Annotated in this window: 15 protein-coding genes; 9 read left to right on the forward strand and 6 right to left on the reverse strand. The window is 42.4% G+C overall.

Annotated elements, in window-relative coordinates:
• Window positions 1–100: 100 nt before the first annotated feature.
• On the forward strand, window positions 101–931 hold the full coding sequence (locus tag ACOOFG_RS08430) for a hypothetical protein (RefSeq protein WP_420421033.1): 831 nt from the start codon (window positions 101–103) through the stop codon (window positions 929–931).
• Here the strand turns inward: ACOOFG_RS08430 and ftsH are convergent.
• On the reverse strand, window positions 928–3,672 hold the full coding sequence (gene ftsH / locus ACOOFG_RS08435; RefSeq protein WP_420421034.1) for an ATP-dependent zinc metalloprotease FtsH: 2,745 nt from the start codon (window positions 3,670–3,672) through the stop codon (window positions 928–930). The genes ACOOFG_RS08430 and ftsH overlap by 4 nt on opposite strands.
• A 216-nt stretch (window positions 3,673–3,888) precedes the next feature.
• Window positions 3,889–5,076, reverse strand: coding sequence for a tRNA lysidine(34) synthetase TilS (gene tilS / locus ACOOFG_RS08440; protein ID WP_420421035.1), 1,188 nt, complete (start codon window positions 5,074–5,076; stop codon window positions 3,889–3,891).
• Window positions 5,077–5,188: 112 nt separating this feature from the next.
• On the opposite strand from tilS, the gene ACOOFG_RS08445 reads away from it, so the two are divergent.
• The 3 genes from ACOOFG_RS08445 to ACOOFG_RS08455 are packed head-to-tail and all read left to right on the forward strand — an operon-like array spanning window position 5,189 to window position 8,132.
• Window positions 5,189–6,283, forward strand: a complete 1,095-nt coding sequence (locus tag ACOOFG_RS08445) for an LptF/LptG family permease (RefSeq protein ID WP_420421036.1) — start codon at window positions 5,189–5,191, stop codon at window positions 6,281–6,283.
• A complete protein-coding gene (locus ACOOFG_RS08450; protein WP_420421037.1) occupies window positions 6,280–7,365 on the forward strand; it encodes an LptF/LptG family permease in 1,086 nt (361 codons plus the stop codon). The genes ACOOFG_RS08445 and ACOOFG_RS08450 overlap by 4 nt, the downstream gene beginning before the upstream one ends.
• A 5-nt stretch (window positions 7,366–7,370) precedes the next feature.
• Complete coding sequence (locus ACOOFG_RS08455; protein ID WP_420421038.1) at window positions 7,371–8,132, forward strand: phosphatase PAP2 family protein; 762 nt, start codon at window positions 7,371–7,373, stop codon at window positions 8,130–8,132.
• Here the strand turns inward: ACOOFG_RS08455 and ACOOFG_RS08460 are convergent.
• Window positions 8,092–8,946, reverse strand: coding sequence for a class I SAM-dependent methyltransferase (locus ACOOFG_RS08460; RefSeq protein ID WP_420421039.1), 855 nt, complete (start codon window positions 8,944–8,946; stop codon window positions 8,092–8,094). The genes ACOOFG_RS08455 and ACOOFG_RS08460 overlap by 41 nt on opposite strands.
• Before the next feature lie 34 nt (window positions 8,947–8,980).
• On the reverse strand, window positions 8,981–10,204 hold the full coding sequence (locus ACOOFG_RS08465; protein ID WP_420421040.1) for a hypothetical protein: 1,224 nt from the start codon (window positions 10,202–10,204) through the stop codon (window positions 8,981–8,983).
• Between the two features lie 260 nt (window positions 10,205–10,464).
• Here ACOOFG_RS08465 and ACOOFG_RS08470 point away from each other — a divergent pair, with 260 nt between their 5' ends.
• Genes ACOOFG_RS08470 through ACOOFG_RS08490 form a run of 5 tightly spaced genes read left to right on the forward strand, consistent with a single transcriptional unit; the run spans window position 10,465 to window position 14,258 of the window.
• Window positions 10,465–11,562: a hypothetical protein gene (locus tag ACOOFG_RS08470; protein WP_420421041.1), complete on the forward strand. Its 1,098-nt coding sequence runs from the start codon at window positions 10,465–10,467 to the stop codon at window positions 11,560–11,562.
• Window positions 11,563–11,596: 34 nt separating this feature from the next.
• Window positions 11,597–13,102: a carboxypeptidase M32 gene (locus ACOOFG_RS08475; RefSeq protein WP_420421042.1), complete on the forward strand. Its 1,506-nt coding sequence runs from the start codon at window positions 11,597–11,599 to the stop codon at window positions 13,100–13,102.
• Window positions 13,103–13,129: 27 nt separating this feature from the next.
• Window positions 13,130–13,606, forward strand: a complete 477-nt coding sequence (locus tag ACOOFG_RS08480) for a hypothetical protein (RefSeq protein WP_420421043.1) — start codon at window positions 13,130–13,132, stop codon at window positions 13,604–13,606.
• Window positions 13,552–14,082 carry a TIGR02452 family protein gene (locus tag ACOOFG_RS08485; protein WP_420421044.1) on the forward strand — a complete coding sequence of 177 codons (531 nt, stop codon included), beginning with the start codon at window positions 13,552–13,554 and terminating at the stop codon, window positions 14,080–14,082. The genes ACOOFG_RS08480 and ACOOFG_RS08485 overlap by 55 nt, the downstream gene beginning before the upstream one ends.
• Complete coding sequence (locus ACOOFG_RS08490) at window positions 14,022–14,258, forward strand: TIGR02452 family protein (RefSeq protein WP_420421045.1); 237 nt, start codon at window positions 14,022–14,024, stop codon at window positions 14,256–14,258. The genes ACOOFG_RS08485 and ACOOFG_RS08490 overlap by 61 nt, the downstream gene beginning before the upstream one ends.
• Before the next feature lie 470 nt (window positions 14,259–14,728).
• Here ACOOFG_RS08490 and rpsI read toward each other — a convergent pair whose 3' ends face one another.
• Window positions 14,729–15,118 (reverse strand): 30S ribosomal protein S9, encoded by a 390-nt coding sequence (rpsI, locus tag ACOOFG_RS08495; RefSeq protein ID WP_420421046.1) that lies wholly within the window; start codon window positions 15,116–15,118, stop codon window positions 14,729–14,731.
• Window positions 15,119–15,132: 14 nt separating this feature from the next.
• The gene (rplM, locus tag ACOOFG_RS08500) at window positions 15,133–15,585 is read right to left on the reverse strand and encodes a 50S ribosomal protein L13 (protein ID WP_420421047.1); all 453 of its coding nucleotides are present in this window, start codon (window positions 15,583–15,585) and stop codon (window positions 15,133–15,135) included.
• Window positions 15,586–15,615: the final 30 nt, after the last annotated feature.

The raw sequence follows: 15,615 nt of genomic DNA on the forward strand, positions 1-15,615 counted from the left end.
AGATTTCTCCCACTTTGACTTCGCAACCACTTTTTTATTCCCACTTAAATTTTTTTTTCATAGTCTGTTCCTTCCGAAAACTCAAGTTGGAGACACGACAATGAAACGATTTTTATTCATGATGCTTTCATCGCTCGCTTTTTTCTCGATGACATGCCATGGAGACAATACAAATCCTCTGCAGCAAGTTTTTTATGACCTGATGGTCAACGAAGAGCTATTTGCTCAGGCTGACGAAAACAAGCAAATCATCGCTTCGTCTGACTATATTTATGCAGTCGATCAAGCCATTGAAAACTTCTGCTACAACTACAATTCACTTCAATCCTATGATAAGATCAACCTGCTCGGTGTGATTCAAATCATGCTCACAAGTGGATTGATCAAATCGGGTGGCAGTGATTCATACTATGCTGCCTATACGAGCCAAACGACACTTCAAGTGTTGATAACGGGCCTCGCTAATGATCGAGAAAAAATGACACATTTTATTGCAGAAATGAACGAGTTTATCGTTACGAACCAAGCTCAATTCCCTTCCTCAGGACAATACTCCCCCACGGCTCAAGACGATCTCAAGACGCTGATGACTCTCAACAGTTATTTGACCCAACTGAATCTCAACCCTATTCTCATCATGAAAAGCGACTTTCTCAATAACCTCTATAATGCTTTCAACAATGCAGAGCCACTTTTAGGAAAATATGGGTTAGACTTGATGCTATTTGATTTAGATCTTGTTGGAGCAGGATTGTATCAATACAATTCAAACGTCCTCCCCCCTACATTCTTAAATCCAACGTTTCAAAGCGCTTCAGAGCTTCAGCCACTGATGGTGAGTTTGATTACAGGCGCCAATGAACTCTATTTCTCAGAGATGAATAGCCATCTTCAAATGGGTATCAATACCATATTAGAAAACGGATATTAAATCTGCTGTGGAGTCGGATTGATGTCTCCACCTGAAGTCTTCTCGGACTTACGAGGAGGTGGAGGTGGAGGCTCTTTCCGATGAGCTTCACTCATTTCTTTGAGCTTCTGCCGTTTCTTATCAGCATCCCACTTACCATCCATGATTGCGTGAACATCTTCCTTATCTAAAGTTTCAAACTCCATGAGCATATCTGTCATGAGTTGAACCTTATCTTTGCTGTCCAAAATCACTTGGCGCGCACGATCATTTGCTTGATCAAGAAGCTTGCGCACTTCATCGTCGATTTGTTTTGCCGTTTCATCAGAGTAGCTTTTTGAGCTAGAGCCAGGAGCCATGTAGGTTCCCTCTTCGCCGTTCGCATCGTATGCGACAGGTCCTAAGGCATCGTTCATGCCCCACTGGCAAACCATGCTGCGAGCCAGCTTGGTTGCCTGAGAAATGTCCATTTGAGCTCCGCTCGAGAAGTCACCAACAAAGATGTCTTCTGCAATGCGTCCACCCATAAGAACGGCTAACCGGTCGACAAGCTCTTTACGCCAGTAGCTGAGCTTATTTTTTTCCGGAACAAAGTGGGTTGCTCCTAAAGAGAAACCGCGTGGAATAATCGTCACTTTTTCAACGGGATCTGCATGTTCAACCGAAAGCCCAACAATGGCGTGTCCTGATTCGTGATAAGCCGTATGAAGTTTTTCTTTCTTATCGAGTTCCAAACTCTTGCGCTCTTTTCCGTAACGCACTTTATCACAAGCTTCAAGTGTGTCATCACGAGTAACAGCTGAACGTCCTTTACGCGCTGCTAAAAGAGCTGCTTCGTTCAGAATGTTCATGAGGTCAGCTCCAGATGTCCCCGGAGTTGCACGGGCAATATCCATTAATTCAACCGTATCGTCGAGTTTAATCTTACGTGCATGAACCTTTAGAATTTCAAGACGTCCTTTGATATCTGGCAAGTCGAGCATCACTTGGCGGTCAAAACGTCCAGGACGAAGAAGAGCTTTATCGAGAACATCAGGGCGGTTTGTTGCCGCCATTAAGATGACTCCTTCATTGGTGTCAAAACCATCCATTTCAACGAGCAGTTGGTTCAGGGTTTGTTCACGTTCATCATGACCTCCCCCAATTCCTGCTCCACGATGACGTCCAACAGCATCGATTTCATCAATGAAGACAATACATGGGGCATTCTTTTTGGCTTGATCAAAGAGGTCGCGAATCCGGCTTGCACCCACACCGACAAACATTTCGACAAAATCAGAACCCGAAATGGAGAAGAAAGGGCGGTCGGCTTCACCTGCAACGGCTTTGGCAATTAAGGTTTTTCCTGTTCCCGGAGGACCAATTAAGAGAACCCCCTTGGGAATACGCGCACCAAGTGCTGTAAATTTGCTAGGATCTTTCAAAAAGTCAACGATCTCATGTAGCTCTTCTTTTGCCTCTTCAACTCCGGCAACCTCTTTAAAAGTGACCTTGTGAAGGCTTTTGTTGAGCATGCGGGCTGGTGACTTTCCAAAGTTCATCGCATTGGACCCCATCCCTTTCATTTGTCGCGAGAAGACGAAGTAGAGGAGAAGGATGATCACCACCACAGGTAAGATCGTCATTAAGATATAACTAAAGTAATTTGGTGAAGGTTCTTGGCTCTTAAAAGTCTTTTCAAGAACAAGATTTCGTGGCTGATCCGGAGCTTTGAATGTGGCTCCTTTATTCCCTGCATAGGCTTCCCACTCATTTTTTGCATGAGCAAACCACAGGCTAAACTCTTCGGGATTTTGCCTTTCTAAAGCTTTGGTCGAAAGTTCTTTATTGTTAAAGAACCAAGTCACATCGGCAACATTTTGACGAGCCTTACTCAGTTCCGCTTCATTTTCATCGAGCGAACCAATCACTTGATTGTATTGCTCAAGATCGACGAGATAATTACGGACACTACGTAGTCCTTCTAAACGGACATTGTTGGTCTCCTTATTCAGTTCGGCTACAATTCCTTCAACTGCAATAAGCGCGGTTTGATACTGAGCAAGTGCTTCTTGAGGAGTGAGTTTTGAGTTCGCTAGGGTCGTACTGACGTTTTGCTCATTTGTTTTCAAGGTCTGTTTCATCGTTTCATTTCCAATTCCGAGGGTCGGAGATCGAAAACCTTGAACCAATTGAAGAACATTGATTCCAAAACGCTTGACTGCATCACTTGATGGATTTGCAGCAACTTGCGTTGAAACTTGTTTAAGAGCCAAAGCATTGAGCTCTTGAGACTCTGTAGACTCAAGCACAACACTATTCTCTCTTTCATGCGTATCAAAGGCAGGGCTAACAATCGTGTAGCCACCTTTAGGAATTGGCAACCCACTGAGCGTCAAGAAACGCTCACCTGCTTGGCGCACATTATCCTGAAGTGCAGTCAAGTTATGTGCCAGATCAGAGCGTCCTTCTTTAAGCTCATGGTTTTGATCCAAAAGCTCTAAATAGCGGTAACGCGCTTTCGAATCGTCTGACAGTCTCTCCTTAAATTTCCCTGTAAATGTCACAAGGTTATCATTTTGAGCTGTCTTACGACTTTCATCTTTTTGCACGAGGTCTAAGTTGACAAGGTGTTCAACTTGATGACTAAAAGAAACTTTCCCGCCTTTCTCACTGGAAAGATTTTGAACAGTTAAAATAATCAAAATGGCTGCCAAAAGGAAAAGAATAAATCCCCCTGGAAACCGTTTCTTCTGTTCAGGGCCTTTATTAGGGTTGTCCATACGCCGTTTTATCTTTTTTTTATAAAAACCGAGATCTTTTTTGGGCCTTCTTGGCCCCTTAATTCTTTCTATTACTCGCATGGAAATTCCTAAGCAACTGAAAAGTTTAGATGAGATTTTAAACACTCTTTAGACAAAGGGTTGAATTCGACATCACTGATCTAACAAATTTTAGAAGATTTCTGATTTTCTGCCACCAATTTTTTAATTGATTGATTATGAGAAACTTACAGATTTTCCGGTTAAACAATCCCCAACAATTTGTGTTCCTATCATGAAAATTGGTGCCTTATCATGCAAAAATGGAGGTACTTGGTGCTTTGCATACCACTTCTTCATTTTCTTCCGCAGAACAGGTGTCAGTTCATCTAAAAGCATCATTTGACAGTGACTTGGAGTGGTGAGGCATGTCCCTTTCCAAAAATCTTTCCAATTTGAAAATTCTCCTTTCTCTTTCCATAAAGAACGATCAAATGAGGGAACTTCTGTTTTTAGAAGAAAGAGGTAGTCCTTATTTAATATATAGGTAAGAGGTCCAGCATGAATTTTGGCTTTTGGAGAATTGATGGCAATCAGCCTGAGTAAAACTTCGCAGCTATCTTGAGAAAGATGAGCGTCAGAGGCTCGAGCCATTTCCTCTAAAAAATAACGCATTTCAAGCTCAGGATACTTTGACGGATGTTCTAAATAAGATCCAAAGGGACCATGGACAAGTCTTTGCATCATTGCCTCGATTTTCTCATCTAAATATTGCGCAACTTCCTGAAATAAAAGGCCAAGGCGATGAAAATTGCGTCCAATCCCCTTTCCGAATTGTTTTTCAAGCTCTGGAAAAATTTTTTGCCGCATGCGTGGCCGCAGGTAGCGAACATCGAAATTAGTCCAGTCATCAAAGGGCTCAATCTTCTTTCGATTGAGATAAGTCAGAAGTTCAGCTTTGCGAATCGGCAATAGTGGACGCCATAGAGTTAAGTTCTCTCGCTCCGCTTTAGCTTTCAGCCCTCCTAACCCTCCAAGACGAGCCCCCTCGCAAATTCTTTTTAGAACTGTCTCACCCTGATCATCAGCATGATGTGCTAGTAGCAGTGCCTGAAATCCCCACTCATCTTGAAGTCTTTGAAAATAGGCATACCGTTTTTCGCGGTACCGATCTTCGAGATTCGATCCGGTGATGGGAGTTAATCGCTCATGGTGAAATGGGAGCTTCAAATGTTTGGCAAGACGCTCTAATAGGGCCGCTTCTCTCTCACTTTCTTCACGCCAAGCATGATCGACGTGGGCAATGTGAAGTTCAAAGTCCAGCTTTTCTCGGCACTCTATCAATAGATAAAGAAGCGCTAGCGAATCTCCTCCTCCTGACAAAGCCAAAAGGAGTCGCTTTCCTGGAATGAGATTCAAAGTCAAAAAATCTCTCACACATTTTATTGGTCTTTCCATTAAAATAACGCTCTTTTTTTGAGCCAAAAAAAGAAAAAGGGTACAATAAGGTTCATTTTAACTCACGTAAAGTTGTGAAATGCCGATCCTATGGCGTTATCTTCTTCGAAACTATTTGCAGGTGTTTTTCCTGTGTATTAGTGGTTTTATTGCAATCTTGCTCGTCACCCGCTTGCAAGAGATTGCTCGTTTAGCTGCATTTGATTCAGATATTGCATCGATCGCACTCTTTACCATCTGTCAGATTCCCTACATTCTTCCGATAGCGATTCCCATCTCGGGCCTCATTGCTTCGATTCTCCTTTTGCAACGACTCAGTCACACTCATGAACTCACTTCTTTTCGTTCCGCCGGTTTAAGCTTAAAAGTCATCAGCACTCCCCTTCTCCTAGCAGCATTCCTTCTTTCCCTGATCAATTTCATGATTGTCTCCGAAGTCACTCCTCGCACCCGCCTTTACTCTCAAAAGCTTTTGCACCAAGTCATGACCACAAATCCCCTCTTTTTAATGAAAAAAAGCAAGCTTCTGAAGCTGCAAAGTTCCTACGTTGACATGAACATGACACATGTTGGGAAAGAGGCCCGTGATGTCGTATTCGCAATGAAAAATGAATCGAGTGATCGTCTCACACTGCTCACCGCAAAGAAGTTTCACGTCGAAGATAATCAACTTATAGGAAAAAATGTCGCCATTGTTTCACATCTTGATCCAAAAGATCCCGAAGCCTTTGACCACCTCATCATCGAAAACCAACGGTCTATGGCCACATCGGCAAAAGCCCTTTCTGAAATGATGCAAAAAAACACCTTTCATCTCGGCTACGAATACCTCCCCATGAGCGAGCTGATTGAAACAGCTTTTAGCAAAACAGCAAAATCTAAAACCATCAAAAGGATGCGTTTTGAACTCAGTCGCCGTCTCTTTTTTCCTCTGATTACATACGCTTTCACCTTTATGGGAATTTCATTAGGACTACAAATTGGACGTGAGAGAAAAAAGGTGGGACTCATTTTAGCCATTCTTTTAGCAGCTTTCACTTTCATCTGTTCGATGGCCGCGAAATCATTTCATTTGACACCGACAAAGTCCATTCTTTGTTACGTACTTCCCTTTCCTTTCATTCTTCTCACCTCTTTTTGGTTTCAAAAACGGGCTGTGGAGGGAATTGAATGATTTGTCAGCAAACGTGGGAACGATACCTTCTTAAGGAAATTCTGAAGGTCTTTACTCTTTTTCTCCTCTCTTTTTACTTCCTCTATACAGTTATCGATTACTCGATGCATGTACAGGAAATCATCAAGAGCCAAAAAATATCTTTCGGTAATCTGTCTCTTTATTACTCCATGCTATTTAGTAAACGGTGCGACCTTCTCCTCCCTCTTGCCCTTTTGATCGCCTCTCTTAAAGTGCTCCTTTCACTCAATCGGAAAAATGAACTACTCGCTTTTCAAGCAGGTGGGATCAAGCTCAAGCGTCTTTTGCGCCCTTTTTTCCTTATGGCCGCCGTTTGTACACTCATTAATTATGTAAACTTTGAATGGGTCGTCCCTCGCTCCTTAACCTTCATTGAACGTTTTGAAAAACACAACTTCCGCTCCAAAAAATCCCAAAAGAAAAAAGGAGAAGGCGTCCATATGCTCCCTCTAGAGGATGGGAGCCGGCTCATTTATCAGGATTATGATGCCGAAGCAAAAGAACTTTTTGACGTCTATTGGCTCCATTCAACTGACAAGTTCTTTCACATGAAAAAACTTGCCATTGGAACTGACATTCCGACAGGGCTTTTTGTGGATGTACTTCTGAGAACAGAAAAAGGATTGCTAGAAAAGGTTGATTCCTATGAAAATTACCCCTTCTATCGCCTAAAACTCGATTTTGATTTGAAAAACTACATTAGAAAACCTATGGAAAGTCGGTCGATCACCGATCTCATCAAGCTGCAACGAAGCCAGAAACCTTTTTGGAAAGAAAAAAAAGATAAGATTCGTGCAAACCTCTATTCAAAGCTCCTTCTTCCGTGGCTCTCTCTTTTTGTCGTCATAGGAATCGCTCCCTTTGCTGTGCGTTTTTCACGTAACCTCCCCGCTTTCTTACTCTTCTCTCTCGCGATCTTTGGTTACATTGCACTTTTCATGATTCTTGAAGCCTCCACCATCCTGGGCGAATCCCGTGTAGTAGCACCTTTTGCCGCTATTTTTACGGTCCCCATCTTATTCCTTCTGTATTTTGGTCGAAAATTTCTTAAATTAGGCTAGCGCATATGAATCATTGGAATTTGAAAAAACTCTTCATCCCACCTTTGATTATCATAACCCTCTTTTTAAGCTGGCTCTCACCTTTTTTTCGCCCCTATTGGAACGCCCTAGACTCCTGGACATTTTACACTCTCAATACATGGGTCCAGGAAAATACTTTTTGGCAAAACTTTTGGGCCTTCGCAGGAACTCGGCTCATGGATTGGATACATGATATTTTCATGTTCCTCTTTTTCTTTTATGCAATTAAAAAGGCCACTTTAGACTTAAAGGCACGGAAAATTGCTCAACTCATTGGAACGATCTTATTTATGGCTCTTACCATCTGTATCGTCAATGGAATCATGTTTCCTGAGTTCATCCATGCACCTCGTAAAAGTCCGACCATGATCGATCGAGAAGCTTTTCGTCTTTCCTCTGTGATTGAGTGGACAAAAGTCAAAGATCATTCACGAAAAAGTTTTCCAGGAGATCACGCCACAACAGCCATCTTATTCACTTGTTTCATCTACTACTTGATGGGCTGGAGGCTCGGCATTCTCGCGACAGTTTATGCCATTTTCTTCTGTCTACCACGCCTCATCGTAGGGGCGCACTGGCTGACCGATATCCTTTTAGGAAGCTCTCTGATTGCCATTATCATCAGTAGCTTGATCATGGGAACCCCTATAGGAAACGGAGTCTTTCGACTCTTTGAAAAGATGATTCACAAGATCCGCACAAGGTTTAACGCAGCTGATTCCCCTCCATCGAAATCAAACTCTTGATATGTCTCTTCCATAAAGGAAGTTTTGCTTTTTCTTCCTTGATCGCTTCTTTTGAAGGATGTCTCCCACGATGATTCCGAAACGAAAGGAAAGAAAATCCTGTTTCTCGATCCTCAGTGTAGAGCTTGAGATTGTCTTCCTTTGGTTTGAAACAAAACCATAGCATATGGTCCATCGTATCAGGCCCATGTCGAGGAAACGATCCAATTTGCTGCCCTATTGGAAGAGCTGTTAGATAATCCACCAAAACAGGAATAGTCGGATTTTCTTTGGCATAAATGTCATTCTTTGGTGGGGTTTCGATAATGATATTATCACCTAGCTTAAAAAGTTCTTCGCAAAACTCTTTATAACGCCCATCTTTCCCAGCATGGTGCAAAACATGAAAAGCAATAATTAAATCAAAGTGTTCACGAGAATTTAAATCACGCAGATCTTCGAGTGTTAACCGTTTTTTGAGATAGATGATGTTATCCAGATCGGTGTTTGCTGCGCAAATCTGCTGCAAACGATCTGTTGTGTCTGCCATAACGCATGTGGAAGGGTATTCCTGCGCAATCCGAAGACAAAAATAACCATTATTTGCACCGATTTCAAATACGGTAATAGGACGGTCATAAAGAGCTAAAATAGGCTTAATCACTTCAAATCGATCTGAGCAACTTTGTGCAGTTCCATGAAAAATCGTCTCTCCATTCACAACAATATCTTGGTACTGCCAATCTGTTCCATGAGAAAACTGCTCCACAAGTGGATGTTGTTTGGCAAAAATTGAGCAAGAGCTGATGAGCATGATTAAAAACAAGTGTTTCATAGTAGGCCTCTTTAAGCTTAATCGGACCCGATCATCACTTATTTACAGAGTATTTTTCAAGACAACGTAAAAAATTTTCATGGTCTTGCTCTGTCATACGCTCCCACCATCCACGACACATCGAAATAAAAAGCAAGGCTGACATTGGACTGACCTGCTCTCCAATGATCGGTGATGAAAGATCGACTAGCTCTGGTACACCTTCGTATAGAGTCGGATATACCGACAAGATAAACCCCTGAAACGTCGTTTCCTTAGAAATCCATTGCATCGCTAAAGTCTTTGCATAACGTTTTTCGAAGGCATTTTGTGCATCACTATTCAACACGAAATCATTAAAAGGATGCTCCATGTAGCGCAACAAATCATCTTTTTTTCGTAACCAGTTGCTGACTAGAGTTGTCACATTTTTTGCGACTTTTGAGGAGAGAGGAGTCCGCGCCTGTGGCCAATCAACCATCAAATTCATTGTTGGCAATTGCAGGTTAAAATCTTTTCCATGCACCTTAAAAACTCGATGCTCTAGAGGAGAAAACGCTCCTTCATTATCGCAGAAAAAAAGCTTACGATTGCTGCAAACCCCTATGTTGCAACAAGTGAGATCACGATGCCCAATCAAAAAAAGAAATAAATTTGCCTTCCAAAAGTCCCATTCAGAAACCTTCTGAATGCGTCGATTCATTTTCTTTGGAAATAAAAACAAGCCATTAAAGAATTTAGCTTTTTGAAATGGCTGAAAAACAAAGTTCTTTTCCTTGAAATGAATTGCAAGGGAACCTGCAATCGAATCTTCGCAATCTAAAATTAAACTCGTTTCCCAAACAGCAACTTCACTCCATTCATCTCGCTGTTTCAGAACTCCCCAGTTGGTATTGTTATTTTTTATCAAAAGTGAAAAGCCAGCAGGATTTCCAATACGAGGATACTTATCGAAACTGCTTCCCGATGTAAGCCATATCAACCGTATTGCTTGATGCAAGAGATTTAATTGTGTTTTGATTTTTTGCTGGGATCGCAAAGAAGGAATATCTCGTGACATATGTAAAATTTTGCACAAGTTGAAGTAAAGACGCCCCTTTTCTCTTACACCATTTATTTTCTCGATATGAATTAGAATGCGCTGTAAATCTTTCTTTCTTTTCCTTCCTTGAATGTTGCGCACTAGTTCCTTGGCTTGATTTTTAAAATGGCTCAGAATTTCCTCCGGAAAAAGAGCCTCGATTTCACCAACTGATTGAGAATCAATTTCTCCTTTCACATTAGAGTACTGTTCTACAAGTTCTCCTCCATAACGCTGGATCATTTTGTCACGTATAGAAAGGTGCTGATTATTCGTACGTATCGGTTCAATTTGAGTGAGGGTGAATAGGAGAAGGGCTCCTGAAAAGAAAATTAAACAAACTGAAAAAAAAAGCTCTTTCTTTGACATGACTGCAATCATGGTCCATCTAATCTTTTTAACTCTATGCAAAAATGCGCTCAAAACCTAAAATATTTTTTCAAAAAAACTGAGGACTGATGAAAACGGAATCCAAAGAGGTTCATTACTTCTTCCCCTTTCATCACGGAGTGGATCCCGCATTTTCAGAAGACGGAACTACCTTTCACTACACACGCTGCAGCTCCTACATCGATTTTGCAATCGTCATTGCATCCTATGCTCTCGATCTTTTAGCTTTCCTTTTCACTTATCTGCACCCCTCTTGTAAAGAACGAGCTTTTCGCAAGCTTCTCTTTCAAGCTTCAATCACTGAGCAACGATGGCATCACTACACTGCCGAGCCTTGCGTTCAAAATGTCTCTCGTCCTGATTCTTATCTCATCATCCAGTATTATGAACATGAGTTTTGCGAAAAACTTGGCGAGGTTGCCCAAAAGGTTCTGGATGTTCCCGCTTCGCCGCAACGCCTTTTTCCCTGTGAACTCCTCTATCCTCTACATGGCCTAGTCGCCCACCCAGATAGTTCAGACACATCCGATTTCATTCTCAAATCAGAAGCACTCTACCCTGAAAACTCTATGATTGCACGAATGGTTCATCTCGGTTACAACCGTCTTAGAATTAATTCTTTTTCTGAGTGCCCCGAGCTTTTGACAACACACTATGTTTCTCACAAAGAGTTTATTCAAAAAACTGAAACAGCGCGAAATGAACTCATCAAAGAGTTTCGTCAAATACGCATCACTTTACAATCCCCTTTCACACTTTTCTTCAACCGAAGAAAGCTTGTTGAAGACTTAGAAGCTTTTTATGAAGCTTGGGAAGCTTACCGTTACTCTCACGAACTTTTACGAGAAATAGCATCTGTCTACAAGGAAAGAGATTACCGAAAAAGATACTACGAAGCCTTAGAAGACATTCGCTACAATCATCTCTTTTTCCGTTCAGCCTATCAAGTTGATCAGTCACCCGAAGTCCTAGAACTTTACGATCGTGTATGCTGTTACATGAATCTGCAAGACCCCTTAGGTTGGTGGATAGATTCAGATAATTTTTCCATTAGCAATGACAACGAGAATATTCGTTGCCATTTAGAAGCCATGAGCAAAGAACAGGCTCTTCAAACCAAAGCATGCTCCTTAATTTCAGGCGCAGTTCAAAAAAAAATTCCCTAAGTGTAAAACAGCTGAAATGCTAAGATAACTCCTTATGACGGTAAAAGAAAAATACGACAGACTGCATAAAATTGGAAAAGAGATTCGCTTGCTCGTGTCCTTCGGCTATTTCCTAGAATGGGATCAAGAAACTTTCATGCCTAAAGGAGCCATTGAATTTCGCAGTGAACAAATCGAACTTATTTCTAGCATCACCCACCGAGAAAAAACAAGTGAGAGGTTTAAAGAAGCCCTCGAAGCTCTTATCGATTTAGATACAGGTAAGCCCCATGATGATGATCTTGACGAGGAGCAAAAAGCAAATTTGCGCGAGTGGCACCGCGAATATTTGCATGAAACGAAGCTTCCGAATGACTTTGTCAAGGCCTTTGCCAAAACCTCCTCTAAAGCAACCAATGCTTGGGCCCAAGCCAAAAACAATGACACCTTTGAGACGTTCGCACCGCACTTACATGAGCTTATTGAGCTCTGTCGAAAAAAAGCCGACTACATTGGCTATGAAGACCATCCTTACGACGCCTTTCTCTCGATTTATGAGCCCGGAGTGACGACTCAAACTCTCAAAGACCTCTTCGGAGCGCTTAAACCTTTTCTCAGTGATTTACTCAAGGCAGTTTCACAAAAACAAACCGTCGACGATCGTTTCCTCCATGGAAGTTTTTCTCAAGAATCGCAACTTGAGTTTGACAAATACCTCTTAGAAGTCATGCACCTTGATCCCAAACACAGCAGACTCGATCTTTCTGAGCACCCCTTTTGCTTAGGTTTACACCCACATGATGTCCGCCTGACCACACACACTGTCTGTTCTAACTTCATGCACTCAATTTCTGCCGTCATGCATGAAGGTGGACATGCCATTTATGAACTCCAACTTCCCGTTCAGCAGTATGGTGCCCCTCTCGGAGAATTTGCAAGCTACGGAATGCACGAAAGTCAATCCCGTTGGTGGGAAACCATCATTGGTCTAAGCCGTCCGTTTTGGGAGTTTGCTTACCCAAAACTCCAAAGCACTTTCCCAACTTCACTTGAAAAAGTCAATCTTGAGACCTTTTATCAAGCTATTAATCGATGCCGTCCTTCCTGCATTCGGATCTTTGCCGATGAAATTTCCTATATCTTGCACATCATTCTCCGCTTTGAAATCGAGCTCGCATTTCTCGAAGGCAAGCTTGAAGTTGCAGACCTTCCTCAAGCCTGGAATGATAAGATGCAAGAGTCCCTTGGGATCACTCCTCAAGATGATAAAGAAGGGTGTTTACAAGATATCCATTGGTCTGCTGGTCTCTTTGGCTACTTTCCAACTTACGCCCTCGGCAACCTCTACGCTGCCCAACTCTACCAAATCTTCACCCAAACCTTTCCTGACCATCAAGACCGGATGCGTCAGGGCAACTTCACCTTCATCAAAGACTTTTTAAAAGAAAAAATTCACCGCTTTGGGAAGCAGTATCCCCCTCTTGAGCTTCTTGAGCGGGCAACTGGCTCTCCTCTCTCTCCTGAGCCCTATATGAACTACCTTAAAAACAAGTTCCAATAAAATCCCCTCCTTTCTATACTTTTGCCCATGAGTACTGTGCCCCCAACAGATTCTTCAAAAACAGAGTCGTCGCGACGCATCGTCTATTATTATCCAAATCAACCCTTACGCACTAACATAAATCAGACGATTTCAACAATTTCTTCGTATGTTCCCGAGTCGCAACCCCTTTCATGGCTAAAAATTCCTTTAGAGTGGTTTCGCTCCCTCATCAACTCATTCTTCAGTTTCTTTGCAAAAAAACCTGAAAAAAATATTGCACCCGAGAAACCTCCTGAGTCCAAAAAAGACTCTATCACTCCGCCACCTTCACTAGACCTTGCAAATCGCGGTGTATTGCAAACAATTTTTGAAGAAACGAAAAAAGCTCTCGATGAAGGGTTTTACTTCCTCCCTGACAAAACAAAAGTGACACTCAACCTCGAGCCAATGAAGAAGTCGACAAAAGTTTGGACCCACGATGCGCTCAGCAATGCAATCGATCTCACCGGCCGACCCACATAAAAACAACCTTTGAAACCATCAATTCCGACACTATTTTAGCTGGCTTAAAACTTCTAGACGAAGGATTCAACCCTCTTCTTCTCAATATGGCCAACCACCGATCACCTGGTGGAGGGGTTACAACCGGCTGCCTAGCTCAAGAAGAAGAATTGTGCCGTAAATCTGCTCTTTATGCTTCAATCAACCCACCTGACAATCGACACATCGCAGATCAAATGGGTAAACACTACTTGATTCCAGAGCATGGCTGCATTTACACAACGCATGTCCCTGTCATCCGTGAAAGAAAGGATAACCATTTTGCGTGGATCGCCTCACCTCGTGAGCTCAGTTTTGTATCCTCAGCAGCCTATGACTGCAACACTCGTCACTCCGATTCAAAACATATCCCCAAGGGGAAGGCCTTTGAAGAGGGATGCGACGCAAGATTCAATCGCAAATCCGCTGCGCGCTGCAGCATGGTCATGATTCCCTAGTCCTAGGAGCCTTTGGATGCGGAGCCTTCAAGCAAGACCCCAAACAAGTCGCCGCTTGGTATCAGGAAGAGCTAGCTCCGTACCAACAATATTTCAAGAAGATTTGCTTTGCAGTCCTAGTTGCACGTCCTTCAGACCAAGCCAACTACGACTCCTTCCACGCCCTCTTCTCCTAACCTTCTCTTTTTCACTTTAGATATCAAGCTCTATATACTCCTGCTTCTATACTTTGACCACACCGGATTGGTGGGAGAAACTATGGGATGGTATTTTCACTTTCTGCTACACAAGGGGTGAGATTGGGGGAGTAGTTTGGGCTGGCTTTTCTTGGATTTTTCAACAGATTTTTTCTAATCCAAGCAATCACATTGTCCCTCACTACGAATTGCCTTCCTTCTTTTCACTTTCATCTACGCAAGGGCTCGAATTTGGAGAAAATTTTGGGCTTCATCCCAGTCTTTTTGGCATCTTTTTTCAATTCAATGTGATCCCTTGTCGAGGGACAATGTGGATCACATTGAATTGAAAAAAGATGCCGAAAAATCCAAGAAATGTCGCTCCAAAATTTTCTCCAAATTCGAGTCCAAAAAAAACCCCGGGCCAAAGCCAGGGGTCATGTAAAAAGAAAAGAGAGGTGATTGGTAGATTATCGCTTAGAAAACTGGAAGCGTTTTCTAGCACCAGCAAGACCGTATTTCTTACGTTCACGCTTACGTGGATCACGTGTTAAGTAACCTTCTGCTTTAAGAACTTGCCTATGTTCTTCATCTTGAGCAACAAGAGCACGAGCAACTCCAAGTCTTGCAGCAACTGCTTGACCGGCAATTCCGCCGCCTTTAGCACGAATGATTAAATCGTGGCTTTCAGTCAGTCCTAGTTTTTCAAGAGGAGCGAGAACAGTTTTTCGGTCGAGTTCAGAAGGAAAGTAATCTTCGAATTTTCTTCCGTTAACATCGATTTTGCCTTTGCCCTTACGAAATCTAATAGCTGCGATAGCTCTTTTGCGTCTTCCTACTGCGAGTGCTTCTTTTACCATTTACGTTACCTTATTTATACGTCTACTAGGACGGGCTTTTGTGCTTGTAATGTGTGCTCAGCTTCAGCAAAGATTCTAAGCCGCTTCATTTGAGCTCTTGCGAGTTTTGTTTTAGGCATCATTCCTTTGACAGCTAAACGCAAGATTTCGATTGGTTTCTTTTGCATCATGGTGCGGTAAGGAGTTTTACGTCCTCCACCAATGTGACCAGTATAGCGATGATATTCTTTTTGGGCTTCTTTGTTCCCCGTAACTTTCACTTTTCCTGCATTCACAACAACCACTCCGTCTCCAGAGTCGATGTGTGGGGTGAAAGTTGTTTTGTGCTTTCCTCTTAATACTTTTGCAATTTCTGCTGCAAAGCGTCCAAGCGTTTTTCCGTTAGCGTCTAGGAGGATCCATCCTCTCATCGGTTCGGCTTCTTCCTTGGATAAAAGCATCGTTTCGTTTTTATGTCGTCTTGCCATGTGTCGTTTCCTGCAAGTCAATTCGTTGTT

This window comes from Simkania sp. (assembly GCF_965215465.1).
Classification (GTDB): domain Bacteria; phylum Chlamydiota; class Chlamydiia; order Chlamydiales; family Simkaniaceae; genus Simkania.